Source organism: Citrobacter sp. Cy070 (genome assembly GCF_030332245.1).
In the GTDB taxonomy this organism is placed as follows: Bacteria; Pseudomonadota; Gammaproteobacteria; order Enterobacterales; family Enterobacteriaceae; genus Citrobacter; species Citrobacter youngae.
In genome coordinates this window covers 234,246-255,409 of sequence record NZ_JAOWIG010000089.1, presented here as the reverse complement: position 1 = coordinate 255,409, position 21,164 = coordinate 234,246, and the positions used below count along the sequence as shown (strand labels likewise).

The 21,164-nt window shown below is 53.3% G+C and carries 18 protein-coding genes and 1 pseudogene; 8 read left to right on the top strand and 11 right to left on the bottom strand.

What is annotated here, in order from left to right:
* Positions 1 to 56 precede the first annotated feature (56 nt).
* Positions 57 to 908, bottom strand: coding sequence for a translation elongation factor Ts (tsf, locus tag OGY19_RS21000; RefSeq protein WP_005132116.1), 852 nt, complete (start codon positions 906 to 908; stop codon positions 57 to 59).
* A 264-nt stretch (positions 909 to 1,172) separates the two neighbouring features.
* Positions 1,173 to 1,898, bottom strand: coding sequence for a 30S ribosomal protein S2 (rpsB, locus tag OGY19_RS20995; RefSeq protein WP_005132117.1), 726 nt, complete (start codon positions 1,896 to 1,898; stop codon positions 1,173 to 1,175).
* A gap of 449 nt (positions 1,899 to 2,347) precedes the next feature.
* Here rpsB and map point away from each other — a divergent pair, with 449 nt between their 5' ends.
* From map to OGY19_RS20975, 4 genes are all read left to right on the top strand, one after another.
* Positions 2,348 to 3,142, top strand: a complete 795-nt coding sequence (gene map, locus OGY19_RS20990) for a type I methionyl aminopeptidase (protein WP_048212648.1) — start codon at positions 2,348 to 2,350, stop codon at positions 3,140 to 3,142.
* Positions 3,143 to 3,255: 113 nt separating this feature from the next.
* Positions 3,256 to 5,928 (top strand): bifunctional uridylyltransferase/uridylyl-removing protein GlnD, encoded by a 2,673-nt coding sequence (gene glnD / locus OGY19_RS20985; protein WP_048212649.1) that lies wholly within the window; start codon positions 3,256 to 3,258, stop codon positions 5,926 to 5,928.
* A 31-nt stretch (positions 5,929 to 5,959) separates the two neighbouring features.
* Entirely contained in the window at positions 5,960 to 6,784 is an 825-nt protein-coding gene (gene dapD, locus OGY19_RS20980) for a 2,3,4,5-tetrahydropyridine-2,6-dicarboxylate N-succinyltransferase (RefSeq protein WP_061067276.1), read from the top strand.
* A 109-nt stretch (positions 6,785 to 6,893) separates the two neighbouring features.
* A complete protein-coding gene (locus OGY19_RS20975) occupies positions 6,894 to 7,280 on the top strand; it encodes a DUF3461 family protein (RefSeq protein WP_003018562.1) in 387 nt (128 codons plus the stop codon).
* Between the two features lie 87 nt (positions 7,281 to 7,367).
* On the opposite strand, the gene cdaR is transcribed toward OGY19_RS20975, so the two are convergent.
* The 3 genes from cdaR to dgt all read right to left on the bottom strand — a co-directional run bounded on the left by cdaR (position 7,368) and on the right by dgt (position 11,756).
* Positions 7,368 to 8,525, bottom strand: a complete 1,158-nt coding sequence (cdaR, locus tag OGY19_RS20970) for a DNA-binding transcriptional regulator CdaR (RefSeq protein ID WP_005132128.1) — start codon at positions 8,523 to 8,525, stop codon at positions 7,368 to 7,370.
* Positions 8,526 to 8,675: 150 nt separating this feature from the next.
* The gene (gene degP / locus OGY19_RS20965; protein WP_005132129.1) at positions 8,676 to 10,109 is read right to left on the bottom strand and encodes a serine endoprotease DegP; all 1,434 of its coding nucleotides are present in this window, start codon (positions 10,107 to 10,109) and stop codon (positions 8,676 to 8,678) included.
* Positions 10,110 to 10,238: 129 nt separating this feature from the next.
* Positions 10,239 to 11,756: a dGTPase gene (gene dgt / locus OGY19_RS20960; RefSeq protein ID WP_115600948.1), complete on the bottom strand. Its 1,518-nt coding sequence runs from the start codon at positions 11,754 to 11,756 to the stop codon at positions 10,239 to 10,241.
* Between the two features lie 83 nt (positions 11,757 to 11,839).
* Here dgt and mtnN point away from each other — a divergent pair, with 83 nt between their 5' ends.
* From mtnN to OGY19_RS20945, 3 genes are read left to right on the top strand one after another with little or no spacing between them, the layout of a single operon-like run.
* Positions 11,840 to 12,538, top strand: coding sequence for a 5'-methylthioadenosine/S-adenosylhomocysteine nucleosidase (mtnN, locus tag OGY19_RS20955; RefSeq protein WP_115600949.1), 699 nt, complete (start codon positions 11,840 to 11,842; stop codon positions 12,536 to 12,538).
* Complete coding sequence (btuF, locus tag OGY19_RS20950) at positions 12,531 to 13,331, top strand: vitamin B12 ABC transporter substrate-binding protein BtuF (RefSeq protein ID WP_048212652.1); 801 nt, start codon at positions 12,531 to 12,533, stop codon at positions 13,329 to 13,331. Before mtnN ends, btuF begins: the two co-directional genes overlap by 8 nt.
* Positions 13,332 to 13,368: 37 nt before the next feature.
* A complete protein-coding gene (locus OGY19_RS20945; protein ID WP_101741410.1) occupies positions 13,369 to 13,992 on the top strand; it encodes a TRIC cation channel family protein in 624 nt (207 codons plus the stop codon).
* A gap of 119 nt (positions 13,993 to 14,111) precedes the next feature.
* On the opposite strand, the gene erpA is transcribed toward OGY19_RS20945, so the two are convergent.
* The 3 genes and pseudogenes from erpA to clcA form a co-directional block, all read right to left on the bottom strand.
* Positions 14,112 to 14,456, bottom strand: coding sequence for an iron-sulfur cluster insertion protein ErpA (gene erpA, locus OGY19_RS20940; RefSeq protein WP_003018581.1), 345 nt, complete (start codon positions 14,454 to 14,456; stop codon positions 14,112 to 14,114).
* Positions 14,449 to 14,514 (bottom strand): annotated as a pseudogene (yadW, locus tag OGY19_RS20935) (small protein YadW). Before yadW ends, erpA begins: the two are co-directional and overlap by 8 nt.
* A gap of 23 nt (positions 14,515 to 14,537) precedes the next feature.
* Positions 14,538 to 15,959 (bottom strand): H(+)/Cl(-) exchange transporter ClcA, encoded by a 1,422-nt coding sequence (clcA, locus tag OGY19_RS20930; RefSeq protein ID WP_048212654.1) that lies wholly within the window; start codon positions 15,957 to 15,959, stop codon positions 14,538 to 14,540.
* Between the two features lie 168 nt (positions 15,960 to 16,127).
* Here clcA and hemL point away from each other — a divergent pair, with 168 nt between their 5' ends.
* The gene (gene hemL, locus OGY19_RS20925; protein ID WP_101741409.1) at positions 16,128 to 17,408 is read left to right on the top strand and encodes a glutamate-1-semialdehyde 2,1-aminomutase; all 1,281 of its coding nucleotides are present in this window, start codon (positions 16,128 to 16,130) and stop codon (positions 17,406 to 17,408) included.
* An 89-nt stretch (positions 17,409 to 17,497) separates the two neighbouring features.
* Here hemL and fhuB read toward each other — a convergent pair whose 3' ends face one another.
* From fhuB to fhuC, 3 genes are read right to left on the bottom strand one after another with little or no spacing between them, the layout of a single operon-like run.
* Positions 17,498 to 19,480: a Fe(3+)-hydroxamate ABC transporter permease FhuB gene (gene fhuB, locus OGY19_RS20920; RefSeq protein ID WP_115600950.1), complete on the bottom strand. Its 1,983-nt coding sequence runs from the start codon at positions 19,478 to 19,480 to the stop codon at positions 17,498 to 17,500.
* The gene (gene fhuD, locus OGY19_RS20915; RefSeq protein ID WP_115600951.1) at positions 19,477 to 20,367 is read right to left on the bottom strand and encodes a Fe(3+)-hydroxamate ABC transporter substrate-binding protein FhuD; all 891 of its coding nucleotides are present in this window, start codon (positions 20,365 to 20,367) and stop codon (positions 19,477 to 19,479) included. Before fhuD ends, fhuB begins: the two co-directional genes overlap by 4 nt.
* Positions 20,367 to 21,164: a Fe3+-hydroxamate ABC transporter ATP-binding protein FhuC gene (gene fhuC, locus OGY19_RS20910; protein WP_048212658.1), complete on the bottom strand. Its 798-nt coding sequence runs from the start codon at positions 21,162 to 21,164 to the stop codon at positions 20,367 to 20,369. The genes fhuD and fhuC overlap by 1 nt, the downstream gene beginning before the upstream one ends.

Sequence of the window (21,164 nt, the reverse complement as noted above, 5' to 3'; positions counted from 1 at the left end):
CTGAATTTACAAGTCGGGCGCAAAAAGAAGCCGCCCTCAGGCGGCTCCTTTTAAAATTAAGACTGCTTGGACATCGCAGCAACTTCTGCTGCAAAGTCAGTCTCAACTTTCTCGATGCCTTCACCCACTTCGAAGCGGATGAAACCAGTTACGTCAGCGTTGTGCTCTTTCAGCAGCTGAGCAACAGATTTGCTCGGTTCCATAACGAAAGGCTGACCAGTCAGAGAAACTTCGCCGGTGAATTTCTTCATGCGGCCTTCAACCATTTTCTCTGCGATTTCTTTCGGCTTGCCAGACTGCATCGCGATATCCAGCTGAACCTGGTATTCTTTTTCTACTACTTCAGCAGAAACGTCTTCCGGCTTAACGAATTCTGGTTTGCTTGCAGCAATGTGCATTGCCAGCTGTTTAACCAGTTCTTCATCAGCGCCAGTTGCAGCAACCAGAACACCGATACGCGCACCGTGCTGGTAGCTACCCAGTACTTCGCCTTCCAGGGAAGCCACGCGACGGATGTTGATGTTCTCACCGATTTTAGCAACCAGAGCAACACGTTCTTCTTCGAACTGTGCTTTCAGAACTTCAACGTCAGTGATTTTGCCAGCAACAGCAGCGTCCAGTACTTTGTCAGCAAATGCCTGGAAACCAGCATCTTTAGCAACGAAGTCAGTCTGGCAGTTAACTTCCAGAATGAAAGCGATATTGCCGTCGATTTTGGTTTTGATTACGCCGTCAGCAGCAACGTTGCCTGCTTTTTTCGCTGCTTTAATAGCACCGGACTTACGCATGTTTTCGATTGCCAGCTCGATGTCGCCATTAGCTTCAGTCAGTGCTTTTTTGCAATCCATCATGCCTGCGCCAGTACGCTCACGCAGCTCTTTTACCAGGGATGCGGTAATTTCAGCCATTCTAAAATCCTCGGAAGATTTGATCTGCCCGGCATGAAACCGCACAGATTTAAAAGTGAAAAAGGGGGCCATATACAGGCCCCCTAACCAAACGTGATACTACCTGGCCTATATCCGTCATTCTTCAAGCTGCTGGTGCGTTGTTTTCCTTACTCACCCCAGTCACTTACTGACGTAAGCTCCGGGGGATTCGTTGCGTCAACGCCTTCCAGCAACTCGAATTACCTAGGATATATAAGGGGTCGCTCTAACGAGCGTGCCTTATTATTCAGCTTCTACGAAGCTTTCTTCCGCCTGGGAAGCCAGATCCTGAGAACGGCCTTCACGAACGGTAGTAGCTACAGCGCCCAGGTACAGGGTCACAGCACGGATTGCGTCGTCGTTACCCGGGATAACGAAGTCAACACCGTCCGGATCAGAGTTGGTATCAACGATAGCAAATACCGGGATACCCAGGTTGTTTGCTTCTTTGATAGCAATGTGCTCGTGGTCAGCATCGATTACGAACAGAGCGTCCGGCAGGCCGCCCATGTCTTTGATACCGCCCAGGCTGTTTTCCAGTTTCTCAAGCTCACGGGTGCGCATCAGCGCTTCTTTCTTGGTCAGCTTTTCGAAAGTACCGTCCTGAGACTGAGTTTCCAGATCTTTCAGACGTTTGATGGACTGACGAACGGTTTTCCAGTTAGTCAGCATACCGCCCAGCCAGCGATGGTTCACGAAGAACTGGTCGCAGCTGTTAGCAGCGTCTTTCACCGCTTCGCTTGCAGCGCGTTTAGTACCAACGAAAAGGATTTTACCTTTACGAGCAGAGATCTTGTTCAGTTCAGCCAGAGCTTCGTTGAACATCGGTACAGTTTTCTCAAGGTTGATGATGTGAACTTTGTTACGCGCACCGAAGATGAACGGCTTCATTTTCGGGTTCCAGTAACGGGTCTGGTGACCGAAGTGAACACCAGCCTTGAGCATGTCGCGCATGGAAACAGTTGCCATGATTAAAACCTCTATATATAAAAGTTGGGGTTAAGCCTCCACGCATCCCATATTACCGACCCTTAAGGGCACCCCGGAATATGTGTCGATACGTGTGTGTTGTTACACAAAGTGAGATTTGTCGCTCCCGTCCATCGTGTGTAGTCTGCGAATAGAACGGAAGTCCGGCGCGCTTTATACCACAAATACGCCGTCGACACCAATAATTGTTGGTACTGTGTGCTGAATGAACGATGAATTTCGTGTTACAGGAAGGCGGCAAATTTTTGAATCTCCAGGAGCTTACATGTAGTAAGTGACTGGAGTGAAAAAATACAGCCAACGCACCTGTGGCACGAAAGGCGAAGTTTAGAATGATTCTCAATTTGGCAGCATGTATGCGGGACTGATACCATTGGCAGCACTTAAACAATTATTGCCGATATCATCGGCACTGATGGACAGAATTCATGGCTATCTCAATCAAGACCCCTGAAGAAATCGAAAAAATGCGCGTCGCAGGCCGCCTGGCCGCTGATGTACTGGAAATGATCGCACCGTTTGTTAAACCGGGCGTCAGCACCGGCGAGCTGGATCGCATCTGTAACGACTACATCGTGAATGAACAGCAGGCCATTTCCGCATGCCTGGGCTATCACGGTTATCCGAAATCCGTGTGCATCTCTATTAATGAAGTCGTGTGCCACGGGATCCCGGACGATGCCAAGCTCCTGAAAGACGGCGATATCGTCAACATTGACGTCACAGTGATTAAAGACGAATACCACGGCGATACGTCCAAAATGTTTATCGTCGGGAAACCGACCATTCTTGGCGAGCGTCTGTGCCGCGTCACGCAGGAAAGCCTGTACCTGGCGCTGCGCATGGTAAAACCAGGTATTCGCCTGCGTACCCTGGGCGCTGCAATTCAGAAATACGCGGAAGGCGAAGGTTTCTCTGTGGTCCGTGAATACTGCGGTCACGGCATTGGTCGCGGCTTCCATGAAGAACCGCAGGTTCTGCATTACGATGCGGACGACGGCGGTGTGGTACTGCAGCCGGGCATGACCTTCACCGTAGAACCGATGCTGAATGCCGGTGATTACCGTATCCGCACCATGAAAGACGGCTGGACGGTGAAAACCAAAGACCGGAGCTTGTCTGCTCAGTACGAGCATACTATTGTGGTGACGGAAAACGGCTGTGAAATTCTGACGTTACGCACGGATGACACCATCCCGGCGATCATCACACACGGCGAATAATGTTTTGCCTGATGGCGATGCCCCTGCATCTTATCAGGCCTACAATTTGCACTACTTCGTAGGCCGGATAAGGCGCTAGCGCTGTCATCCGGCTTTTTTATGGGTGGCGCACAATGAATACTCTTCCTGAACAGCACGCAAATACTGCCCTCCCCACCCTGCCTGGCCAACCGCAAAACCCAGGGACATGGCCACAGCACGACCTCAACTGCCCCGGCATTAAAGCGCATATCGACGCTTTCCAGCACTGGTTAGGCGAAGCGTTTGACAGCGGGATCTCCGCAGAGCAACTCATTGAGGCCCGCACCGAGTTTATTGACCAGTTACTTCAGCGTCTGTGGATTGAAGCCGGTTTCGGTCAGATTGCCGATCTGGCGCTGGTTGCTGTTGGCGGTTACGGACGCGGCGAACTGCATCCCCTTTCCGATATTGACCTACTGATCCTGAGTCGTAAAAAGCTCCCTGACGCACAGGCCGAAAAAGTCGGCGAGCTGTTAACGCTGCTATGGGACGTGAGGCTAGAGGTTGGGCACAGCGTGCGGACGCTGGAAGAGTGTCTGCTGGAGGGGCTATCGGATTTAACCGTCGCCACCAACCTGATAGAAACACGCCTGCTGATTGGCGACGTGGCGCTGTTTCTGGAGCTACAAAAGCATATTTTTAGCGAAGGTTTCTGGCCGTCCGATAAATTTTACGCTGCCAAAGTGGAAGAACAGAATCAACGCCATCAGCGCTATCACGGCACCAGCTACAACCTGGAGCCGGATATCAAAAGCAGTCCAGGTGGACTGCGCGACATCCACACCCTGCAATGGGTCGCCCGCCGTCATTTTGGTGCCACGTCGCTGGATGAGATGGTCGGCTTCGGCTTCCTGACGCTGGCGGAGCGCGCCGAACTGAATGAATGTTTGCATATTCTGTGGCGCATTCGCTTTGCATTGCATCTGATCGTGAACCGTTACGATAATCGTCTGCTGTTTGATCGACAGCTCAGCGTGGCTCAACGCCTCAATTATGGCGGTGAAGGCAATGAGCCGATCGAGCGGATGATGAAAGACTATTTCCGGGTAACGCGACGAGTGAGTGAACTGAACCACATGCTGCTCCAGCTGTTTGACGAGGCGATCCTCGCCATGCCGGCTGATGAAAAACCGCGCCCAATTGATGACGACTTTCAGTTGCGTGGCACATTGATTGACCTGCGCAATGACGACCTGTTTATCCGCGAGCCCGAGGCTATTTTGCGGATGTTTTACATCATGGTACGCAATAGCGCGATCACCGGAATTTACTCCACCACACTGCGTCATTTGCGTCATGCCCGCCGTCATTTAACTCAACCGCTGTGCTACATTCCGGAAGCGCGCTCGCTATTTCTCAGCATGTTGCGCCATCCGGGTGCAGTGAGTCGCGGCCTGTTGCCAATGCATCGCCACAGCGTGTTATGGGCCTATATGCCGCAGTGGTCACACATTGTCGGTCAAATGCAGTTTGACCTGTTTCATGCTTATACGGTGGATGAGCACACCATCCGCGTAATGCTCAAGCTGGAAAGTTTTGCCAGGGAAGAGACTCGCCCGCGCCATCCGCTGTGTGTGGATCTGTGGCCGCGCCTGCGTCAACCAGAACTCATTCTGATTGCTGCGCTGTTCCACGATATCGCCAAAGGACGTGGCGGCGATCACTCTATTCTGGGGGCTCAGGACGTACTCAAGTTCGCCGAATTACACGGACTCAACTCGCGTGAAACGAATCTGGTCATGTGGCTGGTGCGCCAGCATCTGCTAATGTCGGTGACCGCTCAGCGCCGTGATATACAGGATCCGGAGGTGATCAAGCAATTCGCTGAAGAAGTACAAACGGAACATCGTCTGCGCTTTTTAGTGTGCCTGACCGTCGCAGATATTTGCGCTACTAACGAAACACTGTGGAATAGCTGGAAGCAAAGCCTGTTGCGCGAATTATACTTCGCCACGGAAAAACAGCTGCGTCGTGGAATGCAAAACACGCCGGATATGCGCGAGCGTGTGCGCCATCATCAACTGCAGGCGCTGGCACTACTGCGAATGGACAACATTGACGAAGAAGCGCTGCACCATATCTGGTCGCGCTGTCGCGCCAACTATTTCGTGCGCCACAGCCCAAATCAACTGGCCTGGCATGCGCGTCATCTGCTGCAGCACGATCTCAGTAAACCACTAATTTTACTCAGCCCGCAGGCAACGCGAGGCGGAACGGAGATTTTCATCTGGAGCCCGGACCGCCCTTACCTGTTCGCCGCCGTCTGCGCCGAACTGGACAGACGTAATCTTAGCGTTCACGATGCACAGATTTTCACCACCCGTGATGGCATGGCGATGGATACGTTCATCGTTCTGGAGCCGGACGGCAGTCCGCTGTCGTCAGACAGGCACGAAGCGATCCGTTTTGGACTGGAACAGGCCATCACGCAGCGCAGCTGGCAACCGCCGCAGCCGCGTCGTCAACCGGCAAAATTACGCCACTTTACCGTCGATACCGAGGTCACTTTCCTGCCGACCCATACCGACCGTAAATCATTCCTTGAGCTTATCGCTCTCGACCAGCCTGGACTGCTGGCGCGGGTGGGGCAGATTTTTGCCGATCTGGGAATTTCGCTGCATGGCGCCCGAATTACAACCATTGGCGAGCGAGTAGAAGATTTATTCATAATCGCCACCGCCGACCGGCGTGCCCTTAATAATGAGCTGCAGCAGGAAGTACATCAACGGTTGACAGAGGCCCTCAATCCAAACGATAAAGGGTAATGTTTTTATTTATTATGGAAAGAGTTTAACAATGCAGCAGTTACAGAACGTTATTGAGTCCGCTTTTGAGCGTCGTGCCGACATCACTCCGGCAAATGTAGATACCGTAACCCGCGAAGCGGTGAATCAGGTTATTGCTTTACTGGATTCCGGTGCACTGCGCGTCGCAGAAAAGATTGAGGGTCAGTGGGTCACGCATCAGTGGCTGAAAAAGGCGGTCCTGCTCTCTTTCCGTATTAACGATAATCAGGTTATCGAGGGTGCGGAAAGCCGTTACTTCGATAAAGTGCCGATGAAATTCGCCGACTACGATGAAGCTCGCTTCCAGAAAGAAGGTTTCCGCGTGGTTCCGCCAGCGGCTGTACGTCAGGGCGCGTTTATCGCGCGTAACACCGTATTAATGCCCTCTTACGTGAACATCGGCGCTTATGTTGATGAAGGTACGATGGTTGATACCTGGGCGACCGTGGGTTCCTGCGCGCAAATTGGTAAAAACGTTCACCTGTCCGGCGGCGTTGGCATCGGTGGCGTACTGGAGCCGTTACAGGCTAACCCGACCATCATCGAGGACAACTGCTTCATCGGCGCGCGCTCTGAAGTGGTTGAAGGCGTGATCGTCGAAGAAGGCTCTGTTATCTCTATGGGCGTGTACATTGGTCAGAGCACCCGTATTTACGATCGTGAAACCGGCGAAGTGCATTATGGCCGCGTTCCGGCGGGCTCTGTGGTTGTCTCCGGCAACCTGCCGTCGAAAGATGGCAAATACAGCCTGTACTGCGCGGTGATCGTGAAGAAAGTCGACGCTAAAACGCGTGGCAAAGTGGGTATCAACGAACTGTTACGTACCATCGACTAACAGCAATTTGAAAAAGCGGGCTTAGCCCGCTTTTTTTACATCTGCGAGTGGCATAAACAAGGCTTTTCGTTAATTATTCAATGGTTATAGTGAGCTTAAGGGTACCGCTATGTATGACAATCTGAAAAGTCTGGGCATTACTAATCCTGAAGAGATCGATCGTTACAGCCTGCGGCAAGAAGCCAACAACGATATCCTGAAAATCTATTTCCAAAAGGATAAAGGTGAGTTTTTTGCCAAGAGCGTGAAGTTCAAATATCCCCGTCAGCGTAAAACGGTTGTCGCCGATGGCGTCGGTCAGGGCTACAAAGAAGTGCAGGAGATCAGTCCAAACCTGCGCTATGTGATCGACGAACTGGATCAGATCTGCCAGCGCGATCGCAGTGAAGTCGATCTTAAACGCAAGATCCTCGATGATTTACGTCATCTGGAAAGCGTCGTGACTAATAAGATCAGCGAAATTGAAGCCGATCTGGAAAAACTGACGCGTAAGTAACCGCATGTGAATGTATTCGTAGGCCGGGTAAGGCGAAGCCGCCCCCCGGCATTTTGCCTGATATGTGTAGTGTCATCAGGCAAGGAATTAATGCTGTTCATCCAGTTGCAACGCCACATACAACAACAGTCGGTCGTCAAAATTCCCCAAATCCAGCCCGGTTAGCTCTGAAATTCGGTTCAGGCGATATTCCAGCGTATTACGGTGGATAAACAACGCTTTTGAGGTCGCCAGCGGCTGAACGTTATGCCGAAACCACGCCGCTAAAGTCCGACGCAGCAAGCCGTTGTTATCCATCGCTTTCAGCCGAACCAGCGGACGGGCCAGCTCATTAGCCTGCCAGCCGCCGCGCAGGCTGTCCAGCAGCACTGGCAACATTAAATCCTGGTAAAAATAGCTACGGCTTTCCGGCATGCGCTGCTTGCCGACCATCATGGTTGTACGTGCGGTGCGATACGAACGGGCAATGCTGCCCGGCCCGGTAAAATAGTTGCCCAGCGATACGCGAAAGCGTAGTTGTCCGTTCTCTTTCATACGGGCGATCAACTGTTCAACACGCTTGCGATGATCTTCTGCATCCCAGCGGCCAAACTGATTGAGCGCCGGTTTCAGAACTACCATCTCAGTCAGTGAAACAATCGCAATCAGGTTATTTCGTTCTGGTGTCGTCAACGCATTTTGTAATTGCTGTAGTTCAGCCATGGCACTGTCTACACCAAGCTGACCGCTGTCGACCTCCACCACCGCTACCACGCGCGGCTGGTTCAGATCTATACCCAGCCTCTGCGCCCATTCCACCAGCGCCGGGGTGTTTTCTTCAGCCTGAATCAGGTTCATCACCAGTTCTTCGCGCAGACGACTGTCCTGAGCGAGCAGATGCATCAAACGCGACTGCTCCAGCATCATTTCGGCGGTCATACACACCAGTTCACCGTATTTACGCAAATGCTCCGGCTCACCGGTTAAGCCAATAACGCCAACGATTTCGCCTTCAAGCCGCAGCGGCAGGTTTATCCCCTGACGCACGCCGTGCAAATGTCGCGCTACCGCATCATCAATATCGACTACCCGGCCCTGTGAGAGCACCAGCAGTGCCCCTTCGTGCAATTCACCAATACGTTCGCGATCGCCACTGCCGATTATCCGCCCACGGGCATCCATTACGTTGATATTGGTATCAATGATGCGCATCGTGCGCGCCACAATATCCTGCGCCATTTTGGTATCGAGATGCCAGCCAGCCATAAAGCCCTCCTGTGAGCAGTGCTCAAGCATAGGGAAGAAAACAGGCTGCGACATTGTGCAAATGCACAAAGCAGAAGAGAGAAGTATGGAGTTGTGGTAGGTATCACAAAAAGAAACCCCTTCCCTGATATGGGAAGGGGTTCAGAGGGATTATTGCATCAACAGATAGATAGAGCTGTCACCACGCTGAATGTTCAGCGCCAGAACAGCCGGTTTACTGTCGAGAATTTTGCGCAGTTCCGCGATGTTTTTCACCGGTTGCTGGTTAGCACCAATGATGACATCCCCTTTCTTCAGGCCAATCTGTGCCGCCGGCGAATTCGGTTTCACATCGCTTACCACGACACCTTTGTCCTGGCCTTTGTTACTCATATCCGCACCTTCAATGCCTTTGAAGATAGAGCTGGAATCAACCTGAGTCTGGCTGCTCTGCTGCAGTTCCAGGTTCACCGTTACCGGCTTACCGTCGCGCAGCAGGCCAAGGTTAATTTTGCTACCCACTGGCATGGTGCCGACCTGCGCACGCAGGGCAGCGAAGCTGCTGATTGGTTTACCGTTCAGGGAGGTAATCACGTCCCCGGCTTTGATACCGGCTTTCGCTGCAGAAGAGTTCGGCATAACCTGGCTGACGAATGCCCCACGCTGGGCATCCACTTTCATCGCTTTCGCCAGCTCAGAGCTCAGCTCAGTCCCCATAATACCCAGCTCACCGCGTTTAACCTGGCCGAACTCAACCATCTGCGAAGTCAGGTTTTTCACCATGTTGCTTGGGATAGCAAAACCGATCCCGATGTTGCCACCGTCCGGCGCGAGGATCGCGGTGTTAATCCCGATCAACTCACCATTCAGGTTAACCAGCGCACCGCCAGAGTTACCGCGGTTGATCGCCGCATCCGTCTGGATAAAGTTCTCGTAGTTTTCGGCATTCAGGCCACTACGCCCCAGTGCAGAAACGATACCTGATGTCACCGTTTCACCGAGGCCAAACGGGTTACCAATCGCTACAGTGTAATCACCCACGCGCAGCGCATCAGAATCTGCCAGCTTAATTGCCGTCAGATTTTTCGGATCCTGAATTTGAATCAACGCGATATCAGAGCGCGGATCTTTTCCGACGATTTTTGCGTCAAACTTACGCCCATCGCTCAGTTGAACCTTGATCACCGTGGCATTATCGACCACGTGGTTGTTGGTCACAACATACCCTTTCGCGGCATCAATGATGACGCCAGACCCCAGCGCCATAAATTTCTGCTGCTGGCCACCGCCGTTGTCAGCGCCCGGAGCACCGCCCTGGCAGAACGGTGAGCTCTGGAACGGAGAACCGTCCTGGCAGAACGGAGAGTTATCACCAAAGAACTGCTGGAAATTACGCGGCATACGCGGCGTATTGACCGTCGTGCTCCCCTCGACATTAATACTCACCACCGATGGCATCACTTTTTCGAGCATCGGGGCCAGGCTTGGCATCTGTTGGGCTGTTGTCGCTGAAGACGCTGTCTCAGCCGCCGTTGCAGACAGGGGGGACAACGCCAAACCTAAACTCAGAGCCAGTGCACTCATTGCTAATGTGGTTTTTTTCATGTGTTTCGTTCTCGATTAACAGGTCACGCAAAATTGCTGTATACCTCAGAGTCGTTTTATAGCGCTAAGTTCCAGAATGAAGTTTAAGGAAAAAGTAAAATTTTATTGTCCGTCTTTACAAATGAGTATTTATTGTTCTACCGCCATCAGCCGTCTATATTCATCCCAGGCATACAAGTCAGTCATCCCGCTGATATAATCCTGAATTAAACGGCAGCGGTAATAATATTCCATGACCGGGAACTCGGCACTACCCGGCAATATTTTACTGACCGCCTCAACATAAGCAAGACGATGGCGGGTAGACAACTTTTGAAATAATCGTGATTCGATAGGGAACTGTTTTAATCTTTCGTGTTCAACCAGTCCGCTAAAGTCGGATAATGACATTTTTAGCAGTGGTTGGTAGATTTCCAGAAGCCCACTGATAACCCGATAGCCTTGCAATTCCAGCTGTTCCACATCTGGATGACTAAACACATGTTTTACCGCTACATTTTTATATACCCCTAGCAACTGACTGAAGCTACTGGCATCTTCTAATAAAGCGTGATTAAAACTCCCCTCAAAAATTTGCGGCAAATTATCAATAAAACGCTGAGCGGCGTACGGTACCAGCTTATTCAGCGTATTAACGCGTAAATACATAAAGAACTGATCTTCAGTACTGCGGCTTAATGTATTTGAACGAGATTTTTCCCAGGCGTTCTCAACAACCTGACTAAACAGGGAACCTTTTTCATGATGCCCCCACGCCTCATACAGATGGTGGTAAAGCTGCTCGACGCTGAAGATTCTTTTCTCAACAGCATCCTCCAGATCAGCCACACAATAAGAGATATCGTCCGCTGCTTCCATAATCCAGGTTAATGGAAAGCGACTGTAAGGTGCTAAGGATAATTCTTTACGTAACCGCTCAATATACGGTTCCTCGGAAAGGTAATAGCCCGGTTTCTTCATTAAATAGTTATGCGTCGCCGGCGTACCTCCACGCCACCATGCCGGGCGCGTATATTTTAAAATTCCCCCCACCTGCGACCAGGTCAGGTTCATGCGCATCAGAGTATGCACCAGCCGAATGCCCTGCGCATTGCCTTCAAAATGGCACAGGTCCTGACGTACCTTGCGGCGAATATCATTGAGCAACTCTTCACCTTCACGCAAACGTAACGCAGACACCAGGCAGCGATCGTCGCTTAACGGCTGACTTTCAGCGTCAGCCGGATAGAGTCGCTGGCGAAACCAGTCATTAATCGCTGCCTCGCCAAAATGACCAAACGGCGGATTGCCGATGTCATGCATCAGGCAGGACATTTCGACGATGCTTTCAAAGGGACCGGTCAACTCATCCAGGCCGTACTGCTCCAACAGCTTTTGCTCTTTCAGTCGGCTGAGGATCTCTTTGGCGATATAACGCCCTACCTGCTGAACTTCCATCGAGTGCGTCAGGCGCGTACGCACCGCCGCGTTACGCTCCAACGGAAAGACCTGGGTTTTTTGCTGCAGTCGGCGAATAGCCGGAGAATTGATAATGCGTCCACGGTCGCTTTCGAAAATGCGCAGGATCTCATGCTCAGATTTCACGCCCTGCGGTGAACGGTAACGACGATGCCAGTTTATTTTTTTTCGGAAATCGATCTGTGCCATGTCCTCTCCCGCCTGAGAAATGCGCTACCCCTTAAGCGCATGATAGACTATGCCCTCAAATCTGGCTTATCGCGAGTAAATCTATGAAAATCGGCATCATTGGTGCAATGGAAGAAGAAGTTACGCTGCTGCGTGACAAAATCGAAAACCGTCAGACAATCGCTCTTGGCGGTTGTGAAATTTACACCGGCCAACTGAACGGTACTGAGGTTGCGCTACTGAAATCAGGCATCGGTAAAGTAGCTGCGGCGCTGGGCGCAACACTGCTGCTTGAACACTGCAAGCCAGATGCCATCATCAATACCGGTTCTGCGGGTGGCCTGGCTTCTACGCTGAAAGTGGGTGATATCGTGGTTTCTGACGAAGCGCGCTATCACGATGCTGACGTCACCGCATTCGGCTATGAATTTGGCCAGCTACCGGGCTGCCCGGCCGGTTTTAAAGCCAACCCGACACTGATTGCTGCGGCGGAATCCTGCATTGCCGAACTCAATCTGAACGCCGTCCGTGGACTGATCGTCAGCGGCGATGCCTTCATTAATGGTTCCGTTGGTCTGGCAAAAATTAAGCATAACTTCCCACAGGCGATTGCCGTTGAGATGGAAGCAACCGCAATTGCGCACGTGTGTCACAACTTTAACGTGCCGTTTGTTGTCGTTCGCGCTATCTCTGACGTCGCCGATCAGCAGTCCCATCTCAGCTTTGACGAGTTCCTGGTCGTTGCCGCGAAACAGTCAAGCCTGATGGTTGAAACGCTGGTGCAGAAACTGGCACATGGCTAAATACATCTCCAGGGCGCTGGTCGCCCTGCTTTTCATTCTTCCGGCGTGGCTTTACGCCGCGCCGCGCGTTATTTCGCTTTCCCCAGCCAACACTGAACTGGCCTTCGCCGCCGGTATTACCCCCGTTGGCGTCAGCAGCTATTCAAACTACCCGCCCGAGGCCAAAAATATTGAAGAGGTCTCAACCTGGCAAGGCATGAATCTGGAACGTATTGTGGCGCTCAAACCCGATTTGGTTATTGCCTGGCGTGGAGGGAATGCTGAGCGACAGGTTAATCAACTGACCGCCCTGGGAATTAAGGTCATCTGGGTCGATGCCGTCACCATCGAGCAGGTCGCAGATGCATTGCGTCAACTTGCGCCATGGAGTCCCAAGCCTGAACAGGCAAAGCAAGCAGCGCAAACCCTGCTTGATGAGTATGCTTTACTAAAGTCTCAGTATGCCAACAAACCTAAAAAACGTGTGTTTCTCCAGTTTGGCGCAAATCCTCTATTTACCAGTGGAAAAGGTTCCATTCAAAACCAGGTTCTTGAGGTATGTGGTGGAGAAAACATCTTTTCCGGCAGCCGGGTTCCATGGCCGCAGGTCAGCCGCGAACAGGTACTGGCAAGAGCCCCTCAGGCAATTGTTGCTACCGGCGGTTCAGGCGAAATTCTTAAAATTGAGCAATACTGGGGAAATCAGCTAAAAATCCCGGTTATTACTCTTGATAGTGACTGGTTTGAACGCGCGAGCCCGCGTATTATCCTCGCCGCAAAACAACTCTGTAATGCGCTTTCACAAGTAAATTAGCGCCTGCCCCCACCAGGTCTGTTGTGAGGATGTAAAGATGCTCGTCTATTGGCTGGATATTGTCGGTACCGCGGTATTTGCTATCTCTGGCGTATTGCTTGCCGGAAAACTGCGTATGGACCCCTTCGGCGTTCTGGTCCTGGGCGTGGTAACCGCCGTCGGTGGCGGTACGATCCGCGATATGGCGCTGGATCATGGCCCCGTATTCTGGGTTAAAGATCCCACCGACCTGGTGGTGGCGATGATCACCAGTATGTTGACGATCGTGCTGGTGCGTCAGCCAAGACGCTTACCGAAATGGATCCTTCCGGTGCTGGATGCCGTTGGCCTGGCGGTGTTCGTGGGTATTGGCGTGAATAAAGCGTTTCTCGCCGGAACTGGACCGTTGGTGGCGATTTGTATGGGAGTGATTACCGGCGTCGGCGGCGGAATTATTCGCGACGTGTTAGCGCGTGAAGTGCCGATGATTTTGCGCACCGAAATCTACGCCACGGCGTGTATTATCGGCGGGATCGTGCATGCGACAGCGTTTTATACCTTTAATGTATCGCTGGAAAACGCCAGTATGATGGGGATGATTGTCACCCTGTTGATTCGGCTTGCCGCCATTCGTTGGCATTTGAAGTTGCCGACGTTTGCGCTGGATGATAACGGGCGTTGATGTGACGATGCAAAACATGTAGGCCGGATAAGGCGTTTACGCCGCCATCCGGCACATTGCCCGGTGGCGCTACGCTTACCGGGCCTACACCATCAGACCACCGGTATTGCAGACAGCAATCAGATGCTGAAAGAGGAACCACACCCGCAGGTGCTTTTGGCGTTCGGGTTAGTCACAACGAAGCGAGAACCTTCCAGACCTTCGGTATAATCAACCGCACCGCCTACCAGATACTGCAGGCTCATCGGGTCAACCACCAGACCAACACCTTGTTTCTCAATGGTCATATCACCATCGTTTACCTGATCATCAAAGGTAAAACCGTACTGGAAACCGCTGCAACCACCGCCGGTGATATACACGCGTAATTTCAGATTTGGGTTATCTTCATCTGCGATCAGGCTTTTTACTTTATTGGCTGCTGCTTCAGTAAATTGCAGTGGCAGCGCTACGTCATCACTCATATTTTGCTCCAAACGACATTGGCAATTGGGCAAATTATAACCCAATGGTTAAGGCCATTATCTAATACCCTGGTATTTCGTTCAAGTATTCTCGCCCGTGGCGGTACTCTGGCTTTTTGCCGCCTGCTCCGCTTCCTGTTTAGCCAGCGTGCGGGCAAGGATAGTCGAGTATAGCGGTTTTCCCCCCATAAACTGGGCTAATAGTGTTGCGCCAAGACAGGTAATAATCATTGGCAAAATGAGCTGATAGTTATCCGTCATTTCCAGCACCAGCACAATGCCCGTTAACGGCGCACGCACTGAAGCGGCCAGCAATGCCCCCATCCCGGCAATAGCAAACGTCCCCGCCTCCAGATGATACTGGGGAAAAGAGGCTGCTGCAGCCATGCCAAATGCAGTTCCCAGCAATGTGCCTAACGCCAGCATCGGGGCAAATATCCCACCAGGCGCGCCGGATGAGAAGCACAGCAGCGTGGTGATAACCCTGGCGATAAAGATAAACAGCAGCAGGCCCACGCTGAAATTGCCCGCAGCGGCAATCGGGATCAGGTTAAATCCACCGCCTGCCGCTTCAGGTTGAATCAAACCGAGGATCCCGCACAGGCCGCCGATCGCACCGCCCATCAGCACCCATTTTTTAATTTCACCACCGTGAAAGCGTTGAAACATATCCTGGGTACGCAACACCATGGTATTGAACAACGGCCCGACGCAACCAAAAATAATCCCGAGGATGAGGTACAACCACAGCGTATTAACCGGCGCATTGGAGAGTTTCCCGACCTCAATAATCGGGGCCTCGCCGTTGAAAATACGAAATACAATGCTCGACATAATCACGCCGGTAAATACGGCTTTGATCGACACGAGGTTATAACGAAACTGTGGTCGCATCTCTTCAATAATGAACAGAATGCCGGCCAAAGGCGCATTAAACGCGGCTGACAGCCCCGCAGCCGCACCGGTTGCCAGTAAGGTGTGCCGCGCTTCGGCGCTACGCATGCGGAAAATATCCAGCACCATGCGCCCGATATTGCCACCAATTTGCACCGTTGGCCCTTCCCGGCCAAGCACCATTCCGGCACCCAGCGTACCCATACCGCCGATAAATTTTACCGGCAGCACACGCCACCAGCGCACCGGGCGGAGCTCTTCCAATGCGCCTTCAATCTCAGGGATCCCCGAACCACCGGCTTCCGGGGCAAATTTACGCACCAGAAAATAACCCACCATCGCCAGCAATGCAGAAAGAATAAACGCCAAAGGCCATACCAGGACGGCGTGGTCAGCAACCTGTGCCAGCGTGCCAATACGCAGATTCTGCACCCAGGTCACGGCTTTCTCAAACGCCACACCCACCAACCCCGTCACTGTCCCCACCACGGCGGCCATAAAGAGGATCGCCAACGGCGTTTTGTCACGATCAAGGAGTCGACGGATCTGATCCCTGCGCCGTAAACGCACAATTTGTTGTGCTTCAAAAGAAGGGGTGTCTGTTTTCATCAGATAATCATTAATTGGTAATACAAATACGGAAATGGCATTCTACTCGCACGTTTCGTGAAAATCCCCTGTAAATCGTATTGTTTCAAATACGCAAAACTTTCATAACCTTCTCTGAATAACTAGAATAGCGGGCATTTACTTTTTCTACGAACCAGGACCCCATCCATGAGTAAGTCTGAAAACCTCTACAGCGCAGCACGCGAACTTATCCCCGGCGGCGTTAACTCCCCCGTTCGCGCCTTTACTGGCGTGGGTGGTACTCCGCTGTTTATTGAAAAAGCTGACGGCGCATATCTGTATGATGTCGATGGTAAAGCCTATATCGATTATGTCGGCTCCTGGGGGCCGATGGTGCTGGGTCACAACCACCCGGCAATTCGCAATGCCGTGATTGAAGCGGCAGAGCGCGGTTTAAGCTTCGGCGCGCCGACCGAAATGGAAGTAAAAATGGCGGCGCTGGTCACTGAGTTAGTGCCAACCATGGATATGGTACGTATGGTGAACTCCGGTACCGAAGCCACAATGAGCGCGATCCGTCTGGCGCGCGGTTTCACCGGTCGCGATAAGATCATCAAATTTGAAGGCTGCTACCACGGTCATGCCGACTGTCTGCTGGTCAAAGCCGGTTCCGGCGCGTTAACGCTGGGTCAGCCTAACTCCCCGGGGGTTCCGGCAGATTTCGCAAAACATACCCTGACCTGCACCTATAACGATCTTGCCTCAGTACGTGCGGCATTCGAACAGTATCCGCAGGAGATCGCCTGCATCATCGTTGAGCCGGTCGCGGGCAACATGAACTGCATCCCGCCGCTGCCGGAATTCCTGCCAGGCCTGCGTGCGCTGTGCGATGAGTTTGGCGCGCTGTTGATCATCGATGAAGTGATGACCGGTTTCCGCGTGGCGCTGGCCGGTGCGCAGGATTATTACGGCGTTGTACCGGACCTGACTTGTCTTGGCAAAATCATCGGCGGCGGCATGCCCGTTGGCGCATTCGGTGGCCGTCGCGATGTGATGGACGCACTGGCGCCGACCGGACCGGTTTACCAGGCGGGGACGCTTTCCGGTAATCCAATTGCGATGGCGGCCGGATTCGCCTGTCTGAATGAAGTCGCCCAGCCGGGGATTCATGAGACGTTGAACGAACTGACGACGCGTCTGGCGGAAGGTCTGCTGGAAGCTGCCGAAGAAGCGAATATTCCGCTGGTAGTTAACCATGTCGGCGGGATGTTCGGGATTTTCTTCACCGATGCCGAAACCGTGACCTGCTATCAGGACGTGATGGCCTGCGATGTTGAACGCTTCAAGCGTTTCTTCCACATGATGCTGGATGAAGGCGTTTACCTGGCGCCGTCCGCCTTCGAAGCGGGCTTTATGTCTGTCGCGCACAGCGAAGACGATATCAATAACACCATCGACGCCGCACGCCGGGTGTTTGCGAAATTGTAAGTGATGAATTGCCGGGTGGCGCTTACGCTTACCCGGCCTACATTTGCCCCCGTAGGCCGGATAAAGCATTTATGCCGCCATCCGGCATATTAACGACTCTGTTTTCTCAGCAGATAGATAAAGTACGGCGCGCCAATAAACGTCGATAGCAGTCCCGCTGGGATCTGATACGGAAACAGCACCATACGCCCACACCAGTCGGCAAACACCAGCAACACGCCTCCCGCCAGCGCCGAAATCAGCATATGCGGCATCGCCCGGCGAAAGCCCATCATACGAGCAATATGCGGCGCCATTAGCCCGACAAAGCTCAACGGTCCAATGGTCATGGTTGCTGTTGCCGTCAGCCCCGCCGCCAACAGCAGTAATCCTACTCGCGACGGCGTGATCGCCATCCCCACTGCCCGCGCCGTATCGCCGCCAAGCGGTAAAATCGTCAGCCAACGACGGCACAGCGGCGTCATTGCCAGCAGGATAACCATTACAATTCCGGTGCGCAGCACCTGTTCGCCCGTCGCGTTATAGGTTGAGCCGGAGATCCAGGTCAACACACCCGCCATGCGCGGATCGCCGCTGGCCTGCAGCATCATCAGCAGCATTGTAAACGCCGTGCTGAGCGCCATCCCTGCCAGCAACATGCGGTGCGGTGAAAAGCCCCCGCGCCCGGCGGCAATCATAATAATAAGCAAGGTGGCTGCCGCCCCGAGGCTCCCGGCCGGCATCAGCCAGCCAAAGGCATTTCCGGGGACCAGAAATAGCATTAACACCACGCCAAATGCCGCCCCGGAACTAATGCCTAATACTTCCGGGCTGGCCATTGGGTTTCCGGTCAGACGCTGAATAATACAACCCGCCACAGCCAGCATTACGCCAGCCACCAGTGCAGCCAGAATACGCGGCCAGCGCCAGGGCATCAACTCATCCAGCATTGCACCACTGGCCCATGTCCAGCCGTGCGCATCGCGACCAAACGCGAGCGCCACAATAACGGTCAGCAGCAATATCGCCCCGCCTGCCAGGGCAAACATCAGTACATTCTGGCGCTCAGCAGCGATGCGGTTACTGGCATTCATATCCGGCGCGCTCATACTTCTAAGGCGCGGCAACAGCCACAGCAGCAATGGCGCGCCAATCAGCGCCGTCACCGAACCAGTGGAGACTTCCATCCATACGCGGGTCAGCCACAGAATAATTTGGTCAGAGAGCCAGAGGATCAATGCCCCAATCAGCGGAGCCAGCATCAGACGCGCCAACAAACGCCGCGCGCCGAGCATTTTCGCCAGCAGCGGTGCAAACAGGCCAATAAAGCCGATAATCCCAACGGCGTTAACCAGTAAGGCGCTGAGAACAATCGCCAGCGACAAGGCCGCCAGGCGCGCCAGCGATAACGCCAGACCGAGGTTACGCGCTACGCCGTCATCCAATCCCATCAGCGTCATCGGGCGCAGTAACAGCAGCGTCAGCATCACGCCGCCCAGCAACTGCGGCCACAGGCGCTGTACGCCGCTCCAGTCGGTTTGGGTTAGCGTACCGCTGCTCCATAAAAACATGCTTTGCAGCTGATCGTGATGGAAGATAACCATCAACTGATTAATTGCCCCGCAGTACAGGCTGACCACCAGCCCGGCAAGGATTAACGTCACCGGAGAAAGACGCTTGCCCCAGGCAACGCCAAACACCAGTGCCCCAACAACACATGCTCCCGCCAGCGCCGCGAATTGCGTGGTCAGCGCACCGGGAATCGCCCATAGCGTGGTGACGGTAATGCCCAACTGCGCACCGGTTGCGACGCCCAGCGTGGTTGGCTCTGCCAGTGGGTTACGCAGCACCTGCTGAAATAAGACGCCGACCAGCCCCAGCCCGGCACCGACCAGCAGTGAAATCGCCAGCCTCGGCAGCAAACTGTAGTGGAAAACCATCTGCTCAATGATATCGATATTCGGTGACCAGATAGCCTGTTGCCACTGGCTACGCGGTAGAGCAGCGGAAAAGTTAAACCAGGTCAGCCAGCAGGCAGCCACAAACAGAACCGCCAGCAGAAGGATCGGGAATAGCGCAATTCGTTTACTCACGCTTTGCCCCCCAGCGCATTATCCAGAATGCGGGCAAAATGCATCGCCGATAGCGTTGCACCATAGAACCAGACGGCGGGAACACGCTGAAAACGTCCGGCGCGAACAAATGGCATCGCCTGCCACAACGGTGTGGACATCAGTGCCTGCATATCCCTGTTGTTACCGTGATCGAAGCACAGCACATCAACATCTTTGTAGGCGGCAAGCCGATCAATTCCTACTGCGGTGCTGCCCCAAAAGTTGGTTTCGCCTTGCCAGGCGTTGCGGATCCCGTACTCATCCAGCACCTCCTGAAACAAGCAGTTAGGCCCAAACACCAGCATATGGCGAGGATCGAGCAGGGTCATCAGCAGTAATGGCCGTGAGCCTCGCTGAACAAAGCGCAGTTTCAGGCTGGCAATCACGTGTTCGTACTGCGCCAGATGACGTTCGGCAGCGGTCTGCAGATTCAGCAACTGCGCCAGTTCTTGCAACGACTGACGCGCAACCGCCAGCGGTTTTTTGCCATCACTGAAGTTAAAGCCACGACCCGGCGCAATACGTGCAAGCTTCTCAGGTGCAGGACCGTAACCTGCCGACCAGACCATAAATGAGGGTTTCATTTCGGTCAGCAGTTCGAGGTTTGGTTCAGTACGTAATCCGACATCAATGACGGAGTCCGGCAGCACGGGTTCGTTGACCCACAGTTTGTAGTTTGGAACATCCGCGACGCCGTAAGGTGCAACACCCAGCGCCAACAGCAGCTCAACCGGAAGCCATTCCAGCGCCACTATACGCTGTGGATCAACCGCCGCCGCACGGGCTGTATTCATTTGCCACAGTAGCGGCGACAACGCCATTGCCGTTAGCAGCCGTCGACGGGAAAGATGAGGTAATCCAATCATTAATAGACAAAACTCACGGGTGCGGCACCGGCCGGATGCGGCAAAATGCCCATCGGGATACCGTAAATCAGTTCCAGGGTTTCACTACGCATCAGTTCCGCGGGCGTTCCCTGGGCAATCATTTCACCGCCGCGCAGCGCGACCAGGTAATCACAGTAGCGGGCCGCCATGTTGATATCATGCAGTACGGCAACCACAGTCAACCCACGCTGTTGGCTCAAGCGATGCACCAGCGCCAGCACGTCAACCTGATGCGCGATATCCAGCGCCGAGGTCGGTTCATCAAGCAGCAGGCAGCGGCTGTCCTGCGCCACCAGCATGGCAATCCACGCACGTTGACGCTCGCCGCCAGACAAGCTATCTACCAGGCGATGCGCCAGCGGCTTTAAGCCGACCAGCGAAATAGCCTCTTCTACTTTCTCTCTGTCAGCCACGCCAAAACGTCCCAGCGCCCCATGCCACGGATAACGACCAATCGCCACCAGCTCACGTACCGTCATCCCTTCGGCCAGCGGTAACTGCTGCGGTAAATAGGCGACCTTACGGGCAAATGCTTTACTGCTCCAGCTCTCCAGCGGCTGCTCATCAAGCAGGATTTCACCTTCTGACGGCGGCTGATGGCGTCCCAGCATTTTCAATAAGGTGGATTTACCGGAGCCGTTGTGGCCGATAAGACCGGTCACTTTACCCACGGGAAAGGTTAACGAGAGAGGATGCAAAAGCGTGCGGCCAGGCACACGGAAGGAGACATTCTTCAACGCAAACGTCGTGTCGGGATGGGATCTGTTTTCCTGCAT